The 15955-nt window shown below is 72.2% G+C and carries 18 protein-coding genes; 8 read left to right on the top strand and 10 right to left on the bottom strand.

What is annotated here, in order from left to right:
• Positions 1-94: 94 nt before the first annotated feature.
• The 3 genes from AB0C20_RS29370 to AB0C20_RS29360 form a co-directional block, all read right to left on the bottom strand.
• Complete coding sequence (locus AB0C20_RS29370) at positions 95-1024, bottom strand: RIO1 family regulatory kinase/ATPase (protein ID WP_357191619.1); 930 nt, start codon at positions 1022-1024, stop codon at positions 95-97.
• Positions 1025-1235: 211 nt separating this feature from the next.
• Positions 1236-1880 carry an HAD family hydrolase gene (locus AB0C20_RS29365; RefSeq protein ID WP_357191621.1) on the bottom strand — a complete coding sequence of 215 codons (645 nt, stop codon included), beginning with the start codon at positions 1878-1880 and terminating at the stop codon, positions 1236-1238.
• A gap of 65 nt (positions 1881-1945) precedes the next feature.
• Positions 1946-2806 (bottom strand): carbon-nitrogen hydrolase family protein, encoded by an 861-nt coding sequence (locus tag AB0C20_RS29360; protein ID WP_357191624.1) that lies wholly within the window; start codon positions 2804-2806, stop codon positions 1946-1948.
• 77 nt (positions 2807-2883) lie between these two features.
• Between AB0C20_RS29360 and AB0C20_RS29355 the strand changes: the two genes are divergently transcribed.
• The 6 genes from AB0C20_RS29355 to mug all read left to right on the top strand — a co-directional run bounded on the left by AB0C20_RS29355 (position 2884) and on the right by mug (position 7301).
• Positions 2884-3456 (top strand): TetR/AcrR family transcriptional regulator, encoded by a 573-nt coding sequence (locus AB0C20_RS29355; protein ID WP_091403732.1) that lies wholly within the window; start codon positions 2884-2886, stop codon positions 3454-3456.
• Positions 3457-3537: 81 nt separating this feature from the next.
• A complete protein-coding gene (locus AB0C20_RS29350) occupies positions 3538-4470 on the top strand; it encodes a TIGR04222 domain-containing membrane protein (protein WP_357191626.1) in 933 nt (310 codons plus the stop codon).
• Complete coding sequence (locus tag AB0C20_RS29345; protein ID WP_357569154.1) at positions 4467-5285, top strand: DUF692 domain-containing protein; 819 nt, start codon at positions 4467-4469, stop codon at positions 5283-5285. The genes AB0C20_RS29350 and AB0C20_RS29345 overlap by 4 nt, the downstream gene beginning before the upstream one ends.
• The gene (locus AB0C20_RS29340; RefSeq protein WP_357191630.1) at positions 5282-5818 is read left to right on the top strand and encodes a hypothetical protein; all 537 of its coding nucleotides are present in this window, start codon (positions 5282-5284) and stop codon (positions 5816-5818) included. The genes AB0C20_RS29345 and AB0C20_RS29340 overlap by 4 nt, the downstream gene beginning before the upstream one ends.
• The gene (locus tag AB0C20_RS29335; RefSeq protein WP_357191632.1) at positions 5803-6564 is read left to right on the top strand and encodes an SDR family oxidoreductase; all 762 of its coding nucleotides are present in this window, start codon (positions 5803-5805) and stop codon (positions 6562-6564) included. The genes AB0C20_RS29340 and AB0C20_RS29335 overlap by 16 nt, the downstream gene beginning before the upstream one ends.
• A gap of 143 nt (positions 6565-6707) precedes the next feature.
• Positions 6708-7301: a G/U mismatch-specific DNA glycosylase gene (gene mug, locus AB0C20_RS29330; protein WP_357191653.1), complete on the top strand. Its 594-nt coding sequence runs from the start codon at positions 6708-6710 to the stop codon at positions 7299-7301.
• Positions 7302-7438: 137 nt separating this feature from the next.
• Here the strand turns inward: mug and AB0C20_RS29325 are convergent, their stop codons facing one another.
• The 3 genes from AB0C20_RS29325 to AB0C20_RS29315 all read right to left on the bottom strand — a co-directional run bounded on the left by AB0C20_RS29325 (position 7439) and on the right by AB0C20_RS29315 (position 10571).
• Positions 7439-9415 (bottom strand): ABC transporter ATP-binding protein, encoded by a 1977-nt coding sequence (locus AB0C20_RS29325; RefSeq protein ID WP_357569155.1) that lies wholly within the window; start codon positions 9413-9415, stop codon positions 7439-7441.
• A 114-nt stretch (positions 9416-9529) separates the two neighbouring features.
• The gene (locus tag AB0C20_RS29320; protein WP_357569153.1) at positions 9530-10297 is read right to left on the bottom strand and encodes an enoyl-CoA hydratase/isomerase family protein; all 768 of its coding nucleotides are present in this window, start codon (positions 10295-10297) and stop codon (positions 9530-9532) included.
• Positions 10298-10343: 46 nt separating this feature from the next.
• Complete coding sequence (locus AB0C20_RS29315) at positions 10344-10571, bottom strand: helix-turn-helix domain-containing protein (RefSeq protein WP_007462679.1); 228 nt, start codon at positions 10569-10571, stop codon at positions 10344-10346.
• A gap of 218 nt (positions 10572-10789) precedes the next feature.
• On the opposite strand from AB0C20_RS29315, the gene AB0C20_RS29310 reads away from it, so the two are divergent.
• Positions 10790-11389, top strand: coding sequence for a cadmium resistance transporter (locus AB0C20_RS29310; RefSeq protein WP_357569152.1), 600 nt, complete (start codon positions 10790-10792; stop codon positions 11387-11389).
• A gap of 21 nt (positions 11390-11410) precedes the next feature.
• Here the strand turns inward: AB0C20_RS29310 and AB0C20_RS29305 are convergent, their stop codons facing one another.
• Positions 11411-13015, bottom strand: a complete 1605-nt coding sequence (locus AB0C20_RS29305; RefSeq protein ID WP_357191637.1) for an ABC-F family ATP-binding cassette domain-containing protein — start codon at positions 13013-13015, stop codon at positions 11411-11413.
• 264 nt (positions 13016-13279) lie between these two features.
• Between AB0C20_RS29305 and AB0C20_RS29300 the strand changes: the two genes are divergently transcribed.
• On the top strand, positions 13280-14203 hold the full coding sequence (locus tag AB0C20_RS29300) for a neutral zinc metallopeptidase (protein ID WP_357191640.1): 924 nt from the start codon (positions 13280-13282) through the stop codon (positions 14201-14203).
• 70 nt (positions 14204-14273) lie between these two features.
• Here the strand turns inward: AB0C20_RS29300 and AB0C20_RS29295 are convergent, their stop codons facing one another.
• The 3 genes from AB0C20_RS29295 to AB0C20_RS29285 form a co-directional block, all read right to left on the bottom strand.
• Positions 14274-14633 carry an SgcJ/EcaC family oxidoreductase gene (locus AB0C20_RS29295; protein WP_357191642.1) on the bottom strand — a complete coding sequence of 120 codons (360 nt, stop codon included), beginning with the start codon at positions 14631-14633 and terminating at the stop codon, positions 14274-14276.
• A 65-nt stretch (positions 14634-14698) separates the two neighbouring features.
• On the bottom strand, positions 14699-14998 hold the full coding sequence (locus AB0C20_RS29290) for a muconolactone Delta-isomerase family protein (RefSeq protein WP_357569151.1): 300 nt from the start codon (positions 14996-14998) through the stop codon (positions 14699-14701).
• 95 nt (positions 14999-15093) lie between these two features.
• Positions 15094-15741 carry an acVLRF1 family peptidyl-tRNA hydrolase gene (locus AB0C20_RS29285; RefSeq protein ID WP_357191646.1) on the bottom strand — a complete coding sequence of 216 codons (648 nt, stop codon included), beginning with the start codon at positions 15739-15741 and terminating at the stop codon, positions 15094-15096.
• Positions 15742-15955: the final 214 nt, after the last annotated feature.

Raw genomic sequence — 15955 nt, 5'->3', positions numbered from 1 at the left:
GTGTGGAGTGGGAGTGGGAGTGGGCGGGGTTAGCGAGGGCGGTTGCGGTTGATCAGGGCCTGGTTGAGGCGGCCCAGTAGGGCAGCCAGCGCGATCAGCGCAGGCCCGCCTCGTGCAGCAGCTCTCCGGTCAACAGGCCGGGGTCCACCTCTTCGGCGGGGAGACCCCGGGCCGCGAACCAGGCGCCGACCACCCGCACATCGCGGGCCAGGAACTCCGGCCCCTGCGGGTTCGCCACCACGTCGACCACCTGCGGCAGGTCGATCACGACCAGCCGACCCTGGTGCACGAGCAGGTTGTACGGCGACAGGTCGCCATGCGCGTAGCCGGCCCGTGCCAGCACCCGTAGCGCCTCCACCAGTTGGGCCCACAGGTCACGCAGCTCGGTCGGGCCGGGTCGCAACTGGGCCAGTCGGGGTGCCGCCTCCCCCGACTCGGCGTCACCAACGAACTCCAGCATCAGCTCGGTGCCCCGCAACTGCACCGGGTACGGCACGGCGATCCGGTCGTGCCCGGCACCGATCTCCCAGAGCCGGCCCAGCGCGGCGAACTCGGCCGCCGCCCACTGTCCGGCGATCATCTGCCGGCCGAACGCCGTCCGGCCGGCCATCGCCCGGTTCTCCCGGGACCGGCGCACCCGACGGCCCTCCAGGTAGCCGGCATCGCGGTGGAACAACCGGTGCTCGGGATCGCGGTAGCGTTTCACAGCGAGCAGGCAGGACCGGTCGGTGTCCGGCACGGCCCGGCGGACCAGGTGGACGTCCGCCTCCTTGCCGGTCTTCAACACACCCAGCTCGGTGTCCTTGGCGGCCAACTCGGTGACCAGCCAGGCGGGACGCGGCTGCGGCCCGTGCACGGCGTCGTCCCAGGACGACCAGCGTTCGCCGGTGTCCGGGTCGGGCTCACTGTCCGGGTCTGCGAGCGGCTCGCTGGGCCGCCCGCGCTTCAGAAACTGCGGTTCGTCGTCGTCGAAGCGGCTCTTGCCGCGGCGGCGCTCGAGCGCCGGAAGGTCATGATCGCGCACTGTGGTGAGGTTCCCTTGGTCGAGGCTGAGATAGGCAGCTGGAAGCGACCTGCAAAGACGGCCATGACCGACCCCCTCTCCTCGACCGGGCACACGCCCGGGATGCACCATGCGCGGACAATGCTCGTACCACCACGTCCGCCGGTCAACCGAATTAGCGGGCCGCCACCCGAACGGCCGCTCCGACGCACGATCGGCGGCGCGGAAACCCTCAGCGGGCCAGGACGGTGGCGACCGCGGCGATCAATCCGTCCACCGTGCGGCTCGGCGCGAACCGGACGTCCGACCAGGTGCGCCCCCGGTGCAGCCAGACGCTGGGCAGCCCGACGGCGGCGGCGCCGCCGATGTCCGCCTCCGGGCTGTCACCGATCACCCACGCCCCCCGCAGCGGCATCCGGACCCGCTGGGCGGCGAGCGCGAAGATTCTCGGGTTGGGTTTGCTGACGCCGGCCTCCTCGGAGATCACCCAGTCCGCTACGTACTGGTCCAGCCCGGTCTGGCGAATCTTGGCGTCCTCGACGCGTACGGTGCCGTTGCAGACCACCACCGGCACCCAGCCGGCGTCGTCGGCGATCCGCAGCGCGCAGGCGGTCAGCGGGTCGAGCCGGGTCTGCGCCACCACCCCGTCGTGCAGCTCCTCGACCAGGTCGATCGAGGGAATGCGCAGCTCGTAACGGTCCCGGATGGCGTCGGCGAGGTCCCAGCGGTCGGTCAGACCGTCGGCGTCGATCGAGATCAGCCAGTCGATGTCGGTGTGGGGCGCGCCGATGCCGTCCAGGAAGCGCTCACCCCAGCGGCGGAACGGCCCGGCCCGATCCAGCAGGGTGTTGTCCAGGTCCAGCAGGAGCAGTGGCACTCGGGCACCCTACGGGACCGACGTGTCCGCCAACAGATGCGGCGGGTATCGACCTGACGAAGGGCTCAGCCAGGCATCGACAGCCGCGGGCCGCCCTGGTCCGACAGCCGATCGACGAGCATCGAGTGGGCCGCCCGGGTGGCGGCGAGCACGACGGGATCCAGCGTCGCCACGAGCACCGCCGTGCCGTCGTCCGCCCCGCGGGCCAGCACCCGCCCCTCGGGGTCGTAGATGGCCGCACCCCCGTTGAACCGCCACGGGTCGACACCGCCGACCGCGTTGGCGAAGACCACGAACATCGTGTTGTCCAGGGCACGTGCGGCGTAGTAGAGGTCCCGGCGGTGCTCGGAGCCGGCCAGGTATCCGCTGGGGCACAGGTAGGCGTGTGCGCCGTCGAGGGCGGCGGCCCGGCCGTGCTCGGGGAAACAGCCGTCGTAGCAGATGCCCAGCCCGAGCCGCCAGTCGTCGACGAGCAGCGTGGCACCCCTGTCGCCGGGGGTGAACAGCTCCCGTTCGTCGCCCCACAACTGTTGCTTGTCGTACCCGACGCGCACCTCGCCGCTCCGGTCGACCACCAGCGCCGCGATGGTCCGCCGACCGTCCGAGTGCCGGGCGGCAGCGCCGACCAGCGCGGTCACACCGGCCTCTCGCGCCGCGACGCGCAGCGGGTCGAGCCGGGGATCCGCGACCATCCCGGCCGGATCGACCGCGACGTCGGTGCCGGCCGGGTCGGCGGCGAGGACCGGCGGGTGGTACGCGCAGAGGAACAGCTCCGGCAGGACGGCCACCCGGGCACCCCGCTCGCCGGCTCGACGGACCAGGTCGGCGGCGATGACCGCGTTGCCGGCGACGTCGCCCGGCGTGGGGGTGGCCTGGACGGTGGCCACTGTCAGCGGGGAGCTGGGCACTGCGCGGGGCTGGGTCACCGGGCGATGGTAATCGGCGACATCCCAAGCCGTACGTACGGTTTGCGTGCCCCGGTGTGACCTGCAACGATCGACGTGTGCCCAGAGTAAGCCAGGACCAGCTCGACGCTCGCCGGCAGGAGATCCTCGCCGCGGCCCGGGCGTGTTTCGCCCGGCTCGGCTACGAGGGGGCGACAGTACGCCGCCTCGAGGAGGCCACCGGACTCTCCCGTGGCGCGATCTTCCACCACTTCCGCGACAAGGACTCGCTCTTCCTCGCCGTCGCCGAGGACGATGCCGCGGCGATGGTCGAGACGGTGGCCCGCAACGGTCTGGTGCAGGTGATGCGCGATCTGCTCGCCCGCGCCGTCTCGCCGGACACCACCGGCTGGCTGGGCAGCCAACTGGAGGTCTCCCGGCGGCTGCGCACCGACCCCGCGTTCGCCAGGCGGTGGGCGGAGCGGTCCGCCGCGATCGCGGAGGCGACCCGGGACCGGCTGGCCCGCCAGCGCGACGCCGGGGTGCTGCGCGAGGACGTACCGATCGACGTGCTGGCCCAGTTCCTGGAGCTGGCCTACGACGGCCTGGTGCTGCACCTGGCCATGGGCCGGCCTGCCGGTGACCTGGGCCCGGTGCTCGACCTCGTCGAGGAGGCGGTCCGCCGCCACTGACCACACGCACACCGGTCGGAAGCCCGTGGCGAGGCTGCTCCACAATGGGGCCGCCGATCCCTCCGGTGACAGGAGCAGTCGATGAACGTCCACGCCGCGTCCGGCGACACCTGGGGCATCTCCGGCCCGACCTTCCTCCGGTACTACCTCGCGGCGGCCATCCTGGTGGTGGCGATCGCGGCGTACTACCGGATCCGCCTGCTGACCGCCCCGGCGCACCCCACAGTCGATCCACTCGGAGCGCAGCAGGTCGCGTACCTCAACGGTGGCCCTCAGCTCGCTGTGCACGCGGCGCTGGGTGGGCTGCGCGGCAGCGGCGCGGTAGGCGTACGACCGGACCGTCGGCTGACCACCGTCGGTGCCGCGCCGACCGGCCTCACCCCACTGGATCAGGCCATCCACTGGGCCGCCCACCAGCACTCCCGGGTCCGGGACCTGCCGCAGGACGAGCGCGTACGCACCGCGTTGGACCAGATCCGCAACGGCCTGGAGCAGCGCGGGCTGCTGACGAACGACGCGCAGCGTGCCCGCGCCCGCCTCTGGAGCCAGTTCCTGTGGGCCCTGCTGGGCCTCGGCGTGCTCCGGCTGTTCTCCGGCCTGTTCAGCGGTCGCCCGGTGGGTTACCTGCTGCTCACCCTTGCGGCCCTCCTGTGCGCGGCCCTGCTGCTGCGCCGGGCACCCGTCCGCACCCGGGCCGGTCGCGCCGCCCTTCGTTCCGTCCGCGGCGAGCACACCCACCTCGCGCCGGCCTCAGCGCCCGCCTACGCCACCTACGGAGCGGCCGGCGCGGCGATGGGCGTCGCCCTGTACGGCACCGCCTCGCTCTGGGCGCTCGACCCGGGCTTCGCCGAGCAGGCCGAGATTCAGCGCCAGGCCCTCTCCGGCAACGGCGGCTGGACGGGCGGGTCCGACGGATCGTCCGGTGGCGGAGGCGACAGCTCCGGTGGGGACGGCGGCAGCTCCTGCGGCGGTGGAGGCGGCGGGTGCGGGGGCGGCGGCGGGTGCGGCGGATGACCGGCCCGTCCGGGGTCGGCATCGGCTGGCGTCCGGAGATCGCCGGCTTCGTGGCCGAGCTGCCCGGCCTGCGCTTCGTCGAGGTGGTGGCCGAGGGGGTGCCCGCCTCCGGGCCGCTCCCGCCCGGTCTGACCCAGCTACGGGACCGCGCGGTGACAGTCGTACCGCACGGGGTGCGGCTCTCCCTCGGCGGCGCCGAGCCGGTCGACAGGGCCCGGGTCGCCCACCTGGCCGCTGTGGCACAGCGTCTGGACGCCCCGTTGGTCAGCGAGCACATCGCGTTCGTCCGGGCCGGCGGCATGGAGGCCGGCCACCTGCTGCCCCTGCCGCGCAGCCGGGAAGCCGTCGACGCGGTCTGCGCCAACGTGAGGCGGGCACAGGCCGAGCTTCCGGTGCCGATCGCGCTGGAGCCGATCGCCGCGCTTGTCGACTGGCCCGACGACGAGTTGACCGAGGCGGACTTCCTCACCGAGATCCTCGACCGGACCGGGGCACTGCTGCTGCTGGACGTGGCCAACGTGCACGCCAACGCCCGCAACCGGGGTGCCGACCCGCTGGCGTTGCTGGACCGCCTGCCGCTGGAGCGGGTCGCGTACGTCCACGTGGCCGGCGGCTCGGAACGCGGCGGTTTCTACCACGACACCCACACCGACCCGGTGCCGGCGGCGGTGCTGGAGCTGGTCGGCGAGCTCTGCGCCCGGCGGCGACCGCCGGCGCTGCTGCTGGAGCGCGACGGTCACTACCCGCCGGCCGCGGACCTCCGCGCCGAACTGGACGCCCTGGCCGCCGCCGCGGGCTTTCCGGCCGTGACATGACGGGCGAACCCTCCGCGCAGACGCCCCGCGCCGGGCTCGCCGAGCGGCAGGCCGAACTGGTCGCGGCGCTGGTCGCCGGAGGGCCACCCCCGCCGGGGTTCGCGCCGGGGCCGCTGGCCGCCACCCGTGCGGCAGTGCTGCGTAAACGCGCCGGTGAGGTGGCCCGGCACTGGCCACTGCTCGCCGCCGGCCTCGGTGCCGGGTGGCCGACCACCTTCGCCGACTGGGCCGCCCGGCGACCGCCCGCCGGATCGCTGCGCGACGGTTGGGACCTGGCTCGGGCACTGCACGAGCAGCACGCGCTCCCCCCGGCGGCCACCGAGGAGCTGGCCGTCCGGGAGGCACGCCTGCGCTACGACGGGCTTCAGGCGCCGCGTCCGCGCCGGGTGCCGGCGGTGGGCCGCGCCGGCGGCGCCGTCGCGGTGCAGATCGCCGGCCGGGTACGCCTGCTGCGCCCCGCCCCACGGGTATCGGACCCTGCTGGCGACGCCGTACCGGATGCGGCAGGATCGGAGTTATGGATCTCGGACTGACCGACCGCGTGTACGTCCTCACCGGCGCCTCCCGCGGTCTGGGTTACGCGACAGCGCAGAGCCTGGTCGCCGACGGTGCGCGGGTGGTGCTCTCGGCCCGCGACCCGGACGCGGTGGCCGCCGCGGCGCAGCAGCTGGGTGGCCCGGAGCACGCCGTCGGGCTGACCGCGGACCTGACCGACCCGGAGACCCCGGGGCAGCTCGTCGCCGCCGCGCAGGAGCATTTCGGCCGGCTCGACGGCGCGCTGATCTCGGTCGGTGGGCCACCGCCGGGCAATGCCGCAGCGGTCACCGACGAGCAGTGGCGGCTCTCCTTCGAGACCGTCTTCCTGGGCACCATCCGCGCGGTCCGCACGATCGCCAACGCCCTGCCCGAGGGCGGCGCGATCGGGTTGGTGCTCTCCACCTCGGCTCGCGGCCCGGTGCCCGGCCTGGGCATCTCCAATGGTCTGCGGCCCGGCCTGGTCGGCGCGGCCAAGGACATCGCGGACGACTACGGCCCGCGGGGGGTCCGAGTGGTCGGCCTGTTGCCTGGCCGGATCATGACCGACCGCAACCGGGAGCTGTTCGGAGCGACCGGCGACCCGGAGCGGGCCCGCGCCGAGGCGGAGGCCGGCATCCCGCTGCGCCGCGTCGGCGACCCCGCCGAGTTCGGCCGGGTGGCCGCGTTCGTGCTCTCCCCCGCCGCGAGCTACCTCACCGGGATCACCCTGCCGGTCGACGGCGGCGCGCTGCGCGGGCTGTGACCCCCGACGGGGCCCGAGCTGCCCGCGCCGTGACGCCGCCCGAGGAGACCCGGTCCGACCACCCGGCCGTTGATCGACTCGGCTTCAAGGAAATCGGGCGGTCGAAGCGACCAGGACCCCCCGACTTCCAGGAACCCGAGTGGATCACCCGGACCGACCTGACGGCCGGGACGGCCCGGCCGACCCGGGCGGAGCTGGCGGCGGCTGCGGACCGGACCATTCCCGACGTGCTCGCGCCGGGGCTGGAGGTGCTCTTCGTCGGCATCAACCCGGGCCTGTGGTCGGCGGCTACGGGCTGGCACTTCGCTCGACCCGGCAACCGGTTCTGGCCGGCGCTGCACCGGGGTGGGTTCACCCCTCGACTGCTGCACCCCAGCGAACAGGACGAACTACCCGCGCTCGGGCTCGGCATCACCAACATGGCCGCCCGGGCCAGCGCCCGCGCGGCCGAGCTGAGCACCGAGGAACTCCTCGACGGCGCGGCGATCCTGACCGACAAGGTGGCCCGGTACCGGCCGCGCTGGGTGGCCGTGGTGGGAGTGACCGCGTACCGGATCGGTTTTCAGCGGCCGAAGGCCACCTTCGGGCCGCAGCCCCAGTCGCTGGCCGGCGCCCGGCTGTGGGTGCTGCCCAACCCCAGCGGCCTGAACGCGCACTTCACACCGATCACCCTGGGCCTGGCCTTCGCCGAGTTGCGGGCGGCGACCGAGCTACCAGACCGTCGCCCGCCGGGCTAGCCAACCGTTGATCGACTCGGTGTCAAGGAAGTCGTGCGGTCAACGCCGCCAGGACACCCCGACTTCCAGGAACCCGAGGTGCACGCGCGGGGCTCGCCGGAGTGAGGGCGACGAACGCCAGCGGTGACGGGTTGTCGTCAGTTGGCGGCGGCGGGCGGCAGCACCTCGTCGGCGCGGTAGGTGCCCAGCGGCATCACCACCGGCTCGGGACCTGTCGCGTCGACGAACGGGGTGGGCGAGTCGGCGACCGCGAACTGGGTGCGGTACAGCTCGGCGTAGAGCCCACCGACAGCTACCAACTCCTCGTGCCGCCCGCGCTCGACGATCCGCCCACCGTCCAGGACAAGGATCTGGTCGGCGTCGCGCACTGTGGAGAGCCGGTGCGCGATCACGAGCGCGGTTCGCCCGGCCAGCGCCACCGACAGCGCACGCTGCACCGCCGCCTCGCTCTCCGAATCCAGGTGTGCTGTCGCCTCGTCGAGGATGACGATCGACGGGGCCTTGAGCAGCAGTCGCGCGATAGCGATGCGCTGCTTCTCGCCGCCGGAGAACCGGTAGCCGCGCTCGCCCACAGTGGTGTCCAGACCGTCGGGCAGGGCCCGAACCAGATCGGCCACCTGCGCCCCGGCCAGGGCGGCCCAGATCTCGTCGTCGGTGGCGTCCGGTCTGGCGTAGCGAAGATTCTCGGCGATCGTCTCGTGGAACAGGTGCGAATCCTGAGTGACCACACCGATCTCGTCGCGCAGGGAGGCGAGCGTCGCGTCGCGCACGTCCACCCCGCCGACGAGCACCTGCCCGTCGCTGACGTCGTAGATCCGGGAGATGAGCATCGACAGTGTCGACTTGCCTGCCCCGGACGGGCCGACCAGCGCGACCATCTGGCCCGGCTCGACGCTGAACGAGACCCCCTTGAGCACCGGTTCGTTGACGGTCCGGTCGAGCGTGGCGACCTCCTCAAGGGAGGCGAGGGAGATCTCGGCGGCACTCGGGTAGCGGAAACGCACGTCGCGGAAGTCGACCCGGCCGGCACCCACCGGCACCGGCACCGCGTCGGGCCTCTCCACGATGCCCGGCTTGAGGTCGAGCACCTCGAAGACCCGGTCGAAGGAGACCAGCGCGCTCATCACGTCCACCCGGACGTTGGAGAGCGCCGTGAGCGGCCCGTACAGGCGGGTGAGCAGCAGCGCGAGCGTCACCACGGTGCCGGCGCTGACACCGCCGGTCACCGCGAGCCAGCCGCCGAGACCGTAGGTCAGTGCCTGTGCCAGCGAGGCGACCAGCAGCATCGCCACGAAGAAAGTGCGGGAATACATGGCGGACTGGATGCCGATGTCGCGGACCCGCTCGGCCCGGTCACCGAACCGGCGAGCCTCGATCTCGGGCTGGCCGAAGAGCTTCACCAGCAGCGCGCCGGCCACCCCGAACCGCTCGGTCATCGTCGCGTTCATCTTGGCGTCGAGGTTGTACGCCTCGCGGGTGATGTCCGCCAGCCGTCGACCGACCCGGCGGGCCGGAATGATGAAGATCGGCAGCAGCACCAGTGACAGCGCGGTGATCTGCCAGGAGAGGGTGAACATCACCGCCGCGGTGAGCACCAGCTGGATGACGTTGCTGACCACACCGGACAGGGTGGAGGTGAACGCCCGCTGGGCGCCGAGCACGTCGTTGTTGAGCCTGCTGACCAGGGCGCCGGTCTGGGTACGCGTGAAGAACTGCAACGGCATCCGCTGCACGTGGTCGTAGACCCGGGTGCGCAGATTGAAGATGATGCCCTCGCCGATGCGAGCCGAATACCACCGTTGGGCCAGCGACAGCAGCGCGTCGGCGACCGCCAGCGCGGCGATGAACAGGGCCAGCCGCACCACGAGCCGCCCGGCCTCGGTGCCGCCCCGGTTGATCGCGTTGATCACGTCGCCGGCGAGCACCGGAGTGGCCACGCCGATGATGGCGGCCAACACCACGGTGGCCAGGAAGACGATGATGTCGCGTCGGTAGGGGTGGGCGAAGGCGACGATGCGGCGGGCCACCCCACGCTTCAGCCGGTGGCTGGAGACCTCGTCGCGGTTGCGCATGGACCGGAGCATGCTCCACCCGGCCATGCCACCGCCGGACATCGGGTTGGACATCGCTCACCTCCGGGTTGCCGGGCAGACCGCACCGTCAGGTCAATTCTCCCGACGAGTGTGACAACCTCGGTCGTAACCCGGATCTTCCCGTGCGGTCCTTACCTATTCTCCAGTGCCGGCAAGGTCACGCAGCCGACGGGTCTGCGCCTCCCGCTCGGCGCGCTGCTGGTCGGCGTGCGACCGCCCGCCCGCACCGTCGAGCAACGCCTTGATTTCCACCACCGCGTCGCGGGCACCGGAGAGCAGCCCGGCGGTCAGGTCCCGCACCGCGTCGTCCAGCTCGGCCGGAGGTACGACAAGGGTGGCCAGCCCGATTCGGTCGGCCTCGGTGGCGTCCAACCGGCGGCCTGTCGCGCAGATCTCCAACGCCCGGGAATACCCGACCAACTCGACGAGGCGTTTCGTGCCGGCCAGGTCGGGCACCAGGCCGAGGGTCACCTCGGCCATCGACAGCTTCGCGTCCGCGGACAGCACTCGCAGGTCACAGGCGAGCGCGAGCTGGAAGCCAGCACCGATCGCATGGCCCTGTACGGCCGCGACGGAGACCACATCCGGCCTGTGCAGCCAGGTGAAACCGGCCTGGAACTCCGCGATGCGCTCGGCGCACTCCTGCTCGGGCAGCGTGGCCAGCTCAGCGAACGACCCCGGGCCGGAGGCGCCCGCCACCGCGAGATCGAGGCCGGCCGAGAACGCGCGACCCTCACCACGGACCACCACCACCCGCACGTCGCCGGGCAGGTCACGGGAGAAGTCGCTCATCGCTCGCCACATCGCGGGCGTCTGGGCATTGAGCACGTCGGGCCGGCACAACGTCACCGTGGCGACCGGCCCGTCGCAAGTCAGCCGAACCCCGGTAGCCTCGGCGGTCACCGGACGTCCCGGGGCGCGGCGCTGGTGGACGACGCTGAGGGGCGGGTCACGCCTTCTTGCGGCGCCGGGCGCCACCGCGCTGACGCAGCTGCACGCCGGACTCGGTGAGCACTCGATGGATGAACCCGTAGGAACGGCCGGTCGAGGCCGCCAACGCGCGGATGCTCTCCCCCGAGGTGTACCGCTTTACCAGGTCCTTGGCGAGCGTCTGACGCTCGGCTCCGACGATCCGGCGACCCTTCTCAGTGCTGGTGGCTGTGCCAGTGGCTGCCATGCTGTGTCCTCACGTCCCAGACTGTGCGGTTCGGATACGGTCCCACCTATTAGACCGCCTCGAACGATCATGCGCCAGATATCAACTCTTCGCCAACCGACACGCTATGCAATGTCAGCTTCCCGATAGAGTGATCCTGGCGATCCGGCCCCGTCGCGGCGTCCGCGCGCACCACCACCGGAAGCTGGCGGCCGCCGACGGCCCGTAGCCTTCCGGTCGTGATCGACCTGTTGAGCACCGCCGGCGCGGCGGCCGTGGTCTTCGCCGCCACCGACATCGACGACATCGTCATCTTGACGCTGTTCTTCGTCGCGGCGCGCACCACCGGCCAACCCCGCACCTGGCAGATTGTCGCCGGCCAATACCTCGGCATCGGCACGCTCGCGTTTGCCAGCGCGGTGATCGCTGGTGGACTCCTGGTGATCCCCGACCCGTGGACGGGACTGCTCGGCCTGCTGCCGATCGCACTCGGCGTACGCGCATTGCGGAGTTCGGGCGACGACGAGACACCGGCGGTCGTCACCGGAGCGCTCGGCGTAGCCGGTGTGACGATCGCGAACGGCGCCGACAACGTCGCCGTCTACGTACCCGTCTTCCGGGCCCTCGGTGTCGCCGACAGTGCCGTGTTCCTGCTGGTCTTCGTGCTGCTGATCGCGCTCTGGTGCGTGGCCGGGGCCTGGTTGGGCGGGCACCGGAGGGTGGTCCGGCTGGTCGAGCGCGCCGGCGCCTGGCTGGTGCCGACGATCTTCGTCGCCATCGGGCTGGTGATCCTGGTCAGCTCCGGCGTGCTCGGCCGACTGGCCGACCTGCTCGGCTGAGAGCCGACCGAGCCTCCTCGGTCAGGCCAGCTCGACCAACTCGAGAAGGTCGTCGCTCCAGGCGTCCTCGTCGCCGTCGGGCAGCAGGATGGCCCGGTCCGGCTTGAGCGCCAGCACCGCACCCGGGTCGTGGGTGACCAGGACGATCGCTCCGGGGTAGTTGGCGATGGCGTCGAGCACCTGCTCCCGGCTGACCGGGTCGAGGTTGTTCGTCGGCTCGTCGAGCAACAGCACGTTGGCGCCGGAACAGACCAGAGTGGACAGGGCCAGCCGGGTCTTCTCGCCGCCGGACAGCACGCCGGCCGGCTTGTTCACGTCGTCGCCGGAGAAAAGGAACGCGCCAAGGATCTTGCGCAGATCGGTGTCGGACTGCTCGACGGCGGCGGCGCGCATGTTCTCCAACACCGTCCGCTCCACGTCCAGCGTCTCGTGCTCCTGCGCGTAGTAGCCCAGCCGCAGGCCGTGCCCCGCGTGCACCTCGCCGGTGTCCGGGCCGAGCAGCCCGCCGAGCATCCGCAGCAGGGTCGTCTTACCGGCGCCGTTGAGCCCGAGGATGGCCACTCGGGAGCCTCTGTCCACCGCCACGTTGACGTCGGTGAAGATCTCCAGCGATCCGTACGACTTGGAGAGGCCGGTCGCCGTGAGCGGGGTCTTGCCGCACGGCGCGGGGCTGGGGAAACGCACCTTGGCCACCCGGTCGGAGACCCGCACCTCCTCCAAGCCGGAGATCAGCTTCTCGGCGCGGCGGGCCATGTTCTGCGCGGCGACGGTCTTGGTGGCCTTGGCCCGCATCTTGTCGGCCTGCGCCATCAGCGCGCCGGCCTTCTTCTCCGCGTTGGCCCGCTCCCGGCGGCGGCGTCGCTCGTCGGTCTCGCGCGCCTCCAGGTACGCCTTCCAGCCCAGGTTGTACACGTCGATGACCGACCGGGTGGCGTCGAGGAACCAGACCTTGTTGACCACCGACTCCAGCAGCGCGCCGTCGTGGGAGATCACGATCAGGCCGCCCTTGTGGTTGGCGAGGAAGCCCCGCAACCAGGTGATCGAGTCGGCGTCGAGGTGGTTGGTGGGCTCGTCGAGCAGCAGGATGCCGCCACCGTTCTCGCCGGCGTCGCGGAACAGGATCCGGGCCAGCTCGATGCGGCGACGCTGGCCACCGGAGAGGGTGCCGATGGTCTGTGCGAGCGCCCGGTCCGGTAGGCCGAGGTTCGCGCAGATCCGCGCTGCCTCAGCCTCGGCCGCGTACCCGCCGAGGGCGGCGAACTGGTCCTCCAGCGCGCCGTACCGACGGACCAGCTTGTCGGTGGCGTCCTCGGCGAGGCGGGCCTCGACCTCCTGCATCTGGGACATCAGGACGTCCAGGCCGCGCGCGCTGAGCACCCGGTCGCGGCCGGTGACCTCCAGGTCGCCGGTGCGCGGGTCCTGCGGCAGGTAGCCGATGGCGCTGCGCTGGTCGATCTGGCCGCCGTACGGTTGCCCCTCGCCGGCGAGCACCTTCAGCGTGGTGGTCTTTCCGGCGCCGTTGCGACCGACCAGGCCGATCCGGTCACCGGGCTGCACGCGCAGGGTGGTGTCGGACAGCAGGATCCGGGAACCGGCGCGCAGTTCCAGGCCGGTGACAGTGATCATGTTTGCGGGCTCGCTCTCGGGGTTCGGAAGGCTGACTCGGGGCACGCGAAACGGCCGGCGGGCTCAAGGGGCCCGACGGCGCGGGGCGGTTCAGCCTTCGCAGCGCAGCACCCGACAAGTGTACCGGGCGCCGCCGGACGTCCCGCCCGGATTACCGATCAAGATCATCGGGTATCGGAACGCCTGTCCGGACCCCGTCCGGCATTCGATGGACGAAACGACACACAAAAGACACTCACCGGCATACGGCGATCGGGGTCACCCATGGAACTCAACGAGCGGGCCGAGCTCGACACCTCCCAGGCCAACGACCTGGGCCGGGGCAGCGGCGGGTCGGGCGGCGGCTTCGGCATCCCCATCCCCGGCGGCGGGGGCCGGGGCGGCATCATCGGCATCGTGGTGGCCGTCCTCGTCGCCCTGCTCGGCGGCGGGTTCGGTCTCAACGCCATGACCAACGGAGACGAGGGCGGGCAGGCCGGAGGCACCGACCTGGAGCAGTTGTGCTCCACCGCGAACCCCGAGCGTCTCGACGACGCGCGCTGCCGCAACCTGCTCTACGTCAACAGCATCCAGGCCTACTGGCAGAAGGCGTACCCGGAGTTGGGCAACGGAAAGTACGAGGCGACCGACACCAACTTCTTCCAGGCCGCCGTGAACACCGGCTGCGGGCAGGCCGACTCGGGCGTCGGCCCGTTCTACTGCCCCGCCGACAAGCAGGTGTACATCGACCTGAGCTTCTACGACGAGCTGGCCTCCCGGTTCGGCGCCAAGGGCGAGTTCGCCCAGCCGTACGTGCTCGCCCACGAGTACGGCCACCACGTCCAGAACCTGCTCGGCACCAACGCGAAGGCCGGCCAGGGCGACCAGAGCGGCCCCCGCTCCGCCTCCGTGCGGCTGGAGTTGCAGGCCGACTGCTACGCCGGCGCCTGGGCCAAGCACGCCACCGAGAGCAAGGACAAGACCGGCCAGCAGCCGCTGTTCAAGTCGATCACCGAGGCGGACATCAACCAGGCCATCGAAGCCGCCGAGGCGATCGGCGACGACAGCATCCAGGAGCGCTCCGGCGGGCAGGTCAACCCCGACCAGTTCACCCACGGCACGTCCGAGCAGCGCAAGCGTTGGTTCAACCAGGGCTACGACCGCGGCGACCCGAAGACCTGCGACACCTTCGGCACCGACCAGCTCTGACATCCGCTCCGACATCGTGGCAGGTCCTTCGGGGCCTGCCACGATCGTCATTCCTGCCGAAGCGTCCGGGTCAGGTGAGCCGCGAGACCTGGTAGTGGCCGATGAGCCAGTCGTCGTCGACCCGCCGCAGGAGCACGCCGAGGTTGACGGTCAGAGCCGGCCGGTCGGTGAAGCCGAACTCCACCTCCAGGTAGCCGAGGACCACGTCGTCGGCGAGACGGCGGGTCTCCCTGATGTCGTACGCTGCGGTCAGGCCGAGCGGCTGTCCGGCGTAGTACGCGGCGACGCCGGCACGACCGACCGTGTACGGCTGCAACCCCTGAAATATCGCGTCCTCGGTGAAGCACGCCGCGACGCGGTCGGGCTCGTGGGCGTCGACAGCCGACTTCCACCGGTCGAGGACGGTACGCAGAATCTGCGCCTCGGACATGATGATCTCCCTGCTGACGGACGTGTCCCATGGCGTGCCTGTCGAGGCGGCGTGCCCTCGCAGGCTCAGCGAGGCGGCTGACCAGGGTCGTTCGGGTGCGGCGTCAACGGTGTGACGGTCTCGCGCCGCCAGGCGCGCAGCGGCATCGACGCGAGCACAGCCTCCAGTTCGTCGGCGTTGTCGGCCTGGAACAGCCCCCACGTACGCCACTCCCCCGGTGCCAGCGGCGGCCGCCACAGCCGCAGCAGACTGCCCTGGGCCGTCAGCTCGGCCGAACGCGCCGCCTCTCGCGCGCGCATGTCGGCGACCCCGTCCTTCGACGTTCCCTGCGGCACCGTCGTCACCATGTCAACCAGAAACTCCACGCGCCCATCCTCCGGCGGCCGGCCGGGCAGCACGCCGCGAACCCCGTTTTGGGTGGCGATCGTCTCCCCTCCCCCGCCGCCAGCGCAGGCCGAGGTCAGTCGGGGTCGCGCACCAGGATCCGTACCGCCCGGGCCGCACCCACCGCCGCGACCAACACCGCGTGCCGGGGCTCCGGCACGTCGAGCAGCCGCTCCGCCCGCAACGGCACGAGCGGGGCCAACCGCCGGTCGGCCAGCACCCCGTCCACCGCCCGCCGGTCACCGCCGCAGACCAGCGCCGCCAGCCTCGACGCCTCCGGCAACAGCAGCCGTACGGCCAGGTCCGCCGCGTCGCCCAGCGCAGCCTTCGCCTGGTTGTCACGCCGGCGGGCGAACCGGTGCTGCGACCATCCCCCCGCAGCGGTGCGCCCCTGCACGTAGCGGGTGTCCACCTTGGAGACGACGATGTCGGCACCCTCGGCCACCCCGAGCGCCACAGCGCCCTTGCGGGCCAGCAGCAGACCGATCCGGCGGGGCATGACGGCGGAGGCCACGAACCCGGGCACATCCACGCCGGCCGGCGCACCCGGTGGGGCGTACAGCTCGGCGGTTGCCCCGTCCGGGGCGGCGAGCAGCAGGCCGTACTCCTGGGCGCTGGTGGTGGGCGGGCCGTGCCGGTCGGCGAAGCCCTCGACCCAGCGGCCGACGCGGGCCGGGTCGACCTCGACCCACCGGCCTCCGCCCGCTGCGGGTCGACTGGTCATCGCCCGACCGTACGGCACAGCGCACCCATCCGGACCTCCGGGCGGCACGCGGATCCAGCGCGGTCGGCCGGCCCAACGGATCCGGGGCGGCGCCGGAGGGCCCGGCACGGCGCCCGGCGGCCAGCCAGTACGCCGACACCGGCCTGTTCGCCGTCTACGCCGGCTGCGCGCCGGGCAAGGTGGACGAGGTGCTGTCCCTGACCCGTGCCGAGCT

The sequence above is a fragment of the Micromonospora sp. NPDC048843 genome, from assembly GCF_040649965.1.
Lineage (GTDB): Bacteria > Actinomycetota > Actinomycetes > Mycobacteriales > Micromonosporaceae > Micromonospora > Micromonospora hortensis.
The sequence above is the reverse complement of the archived record's forward strand: the minus strand, read 5'-3'. Positions and strand labels throughout refer to the sequence as shown.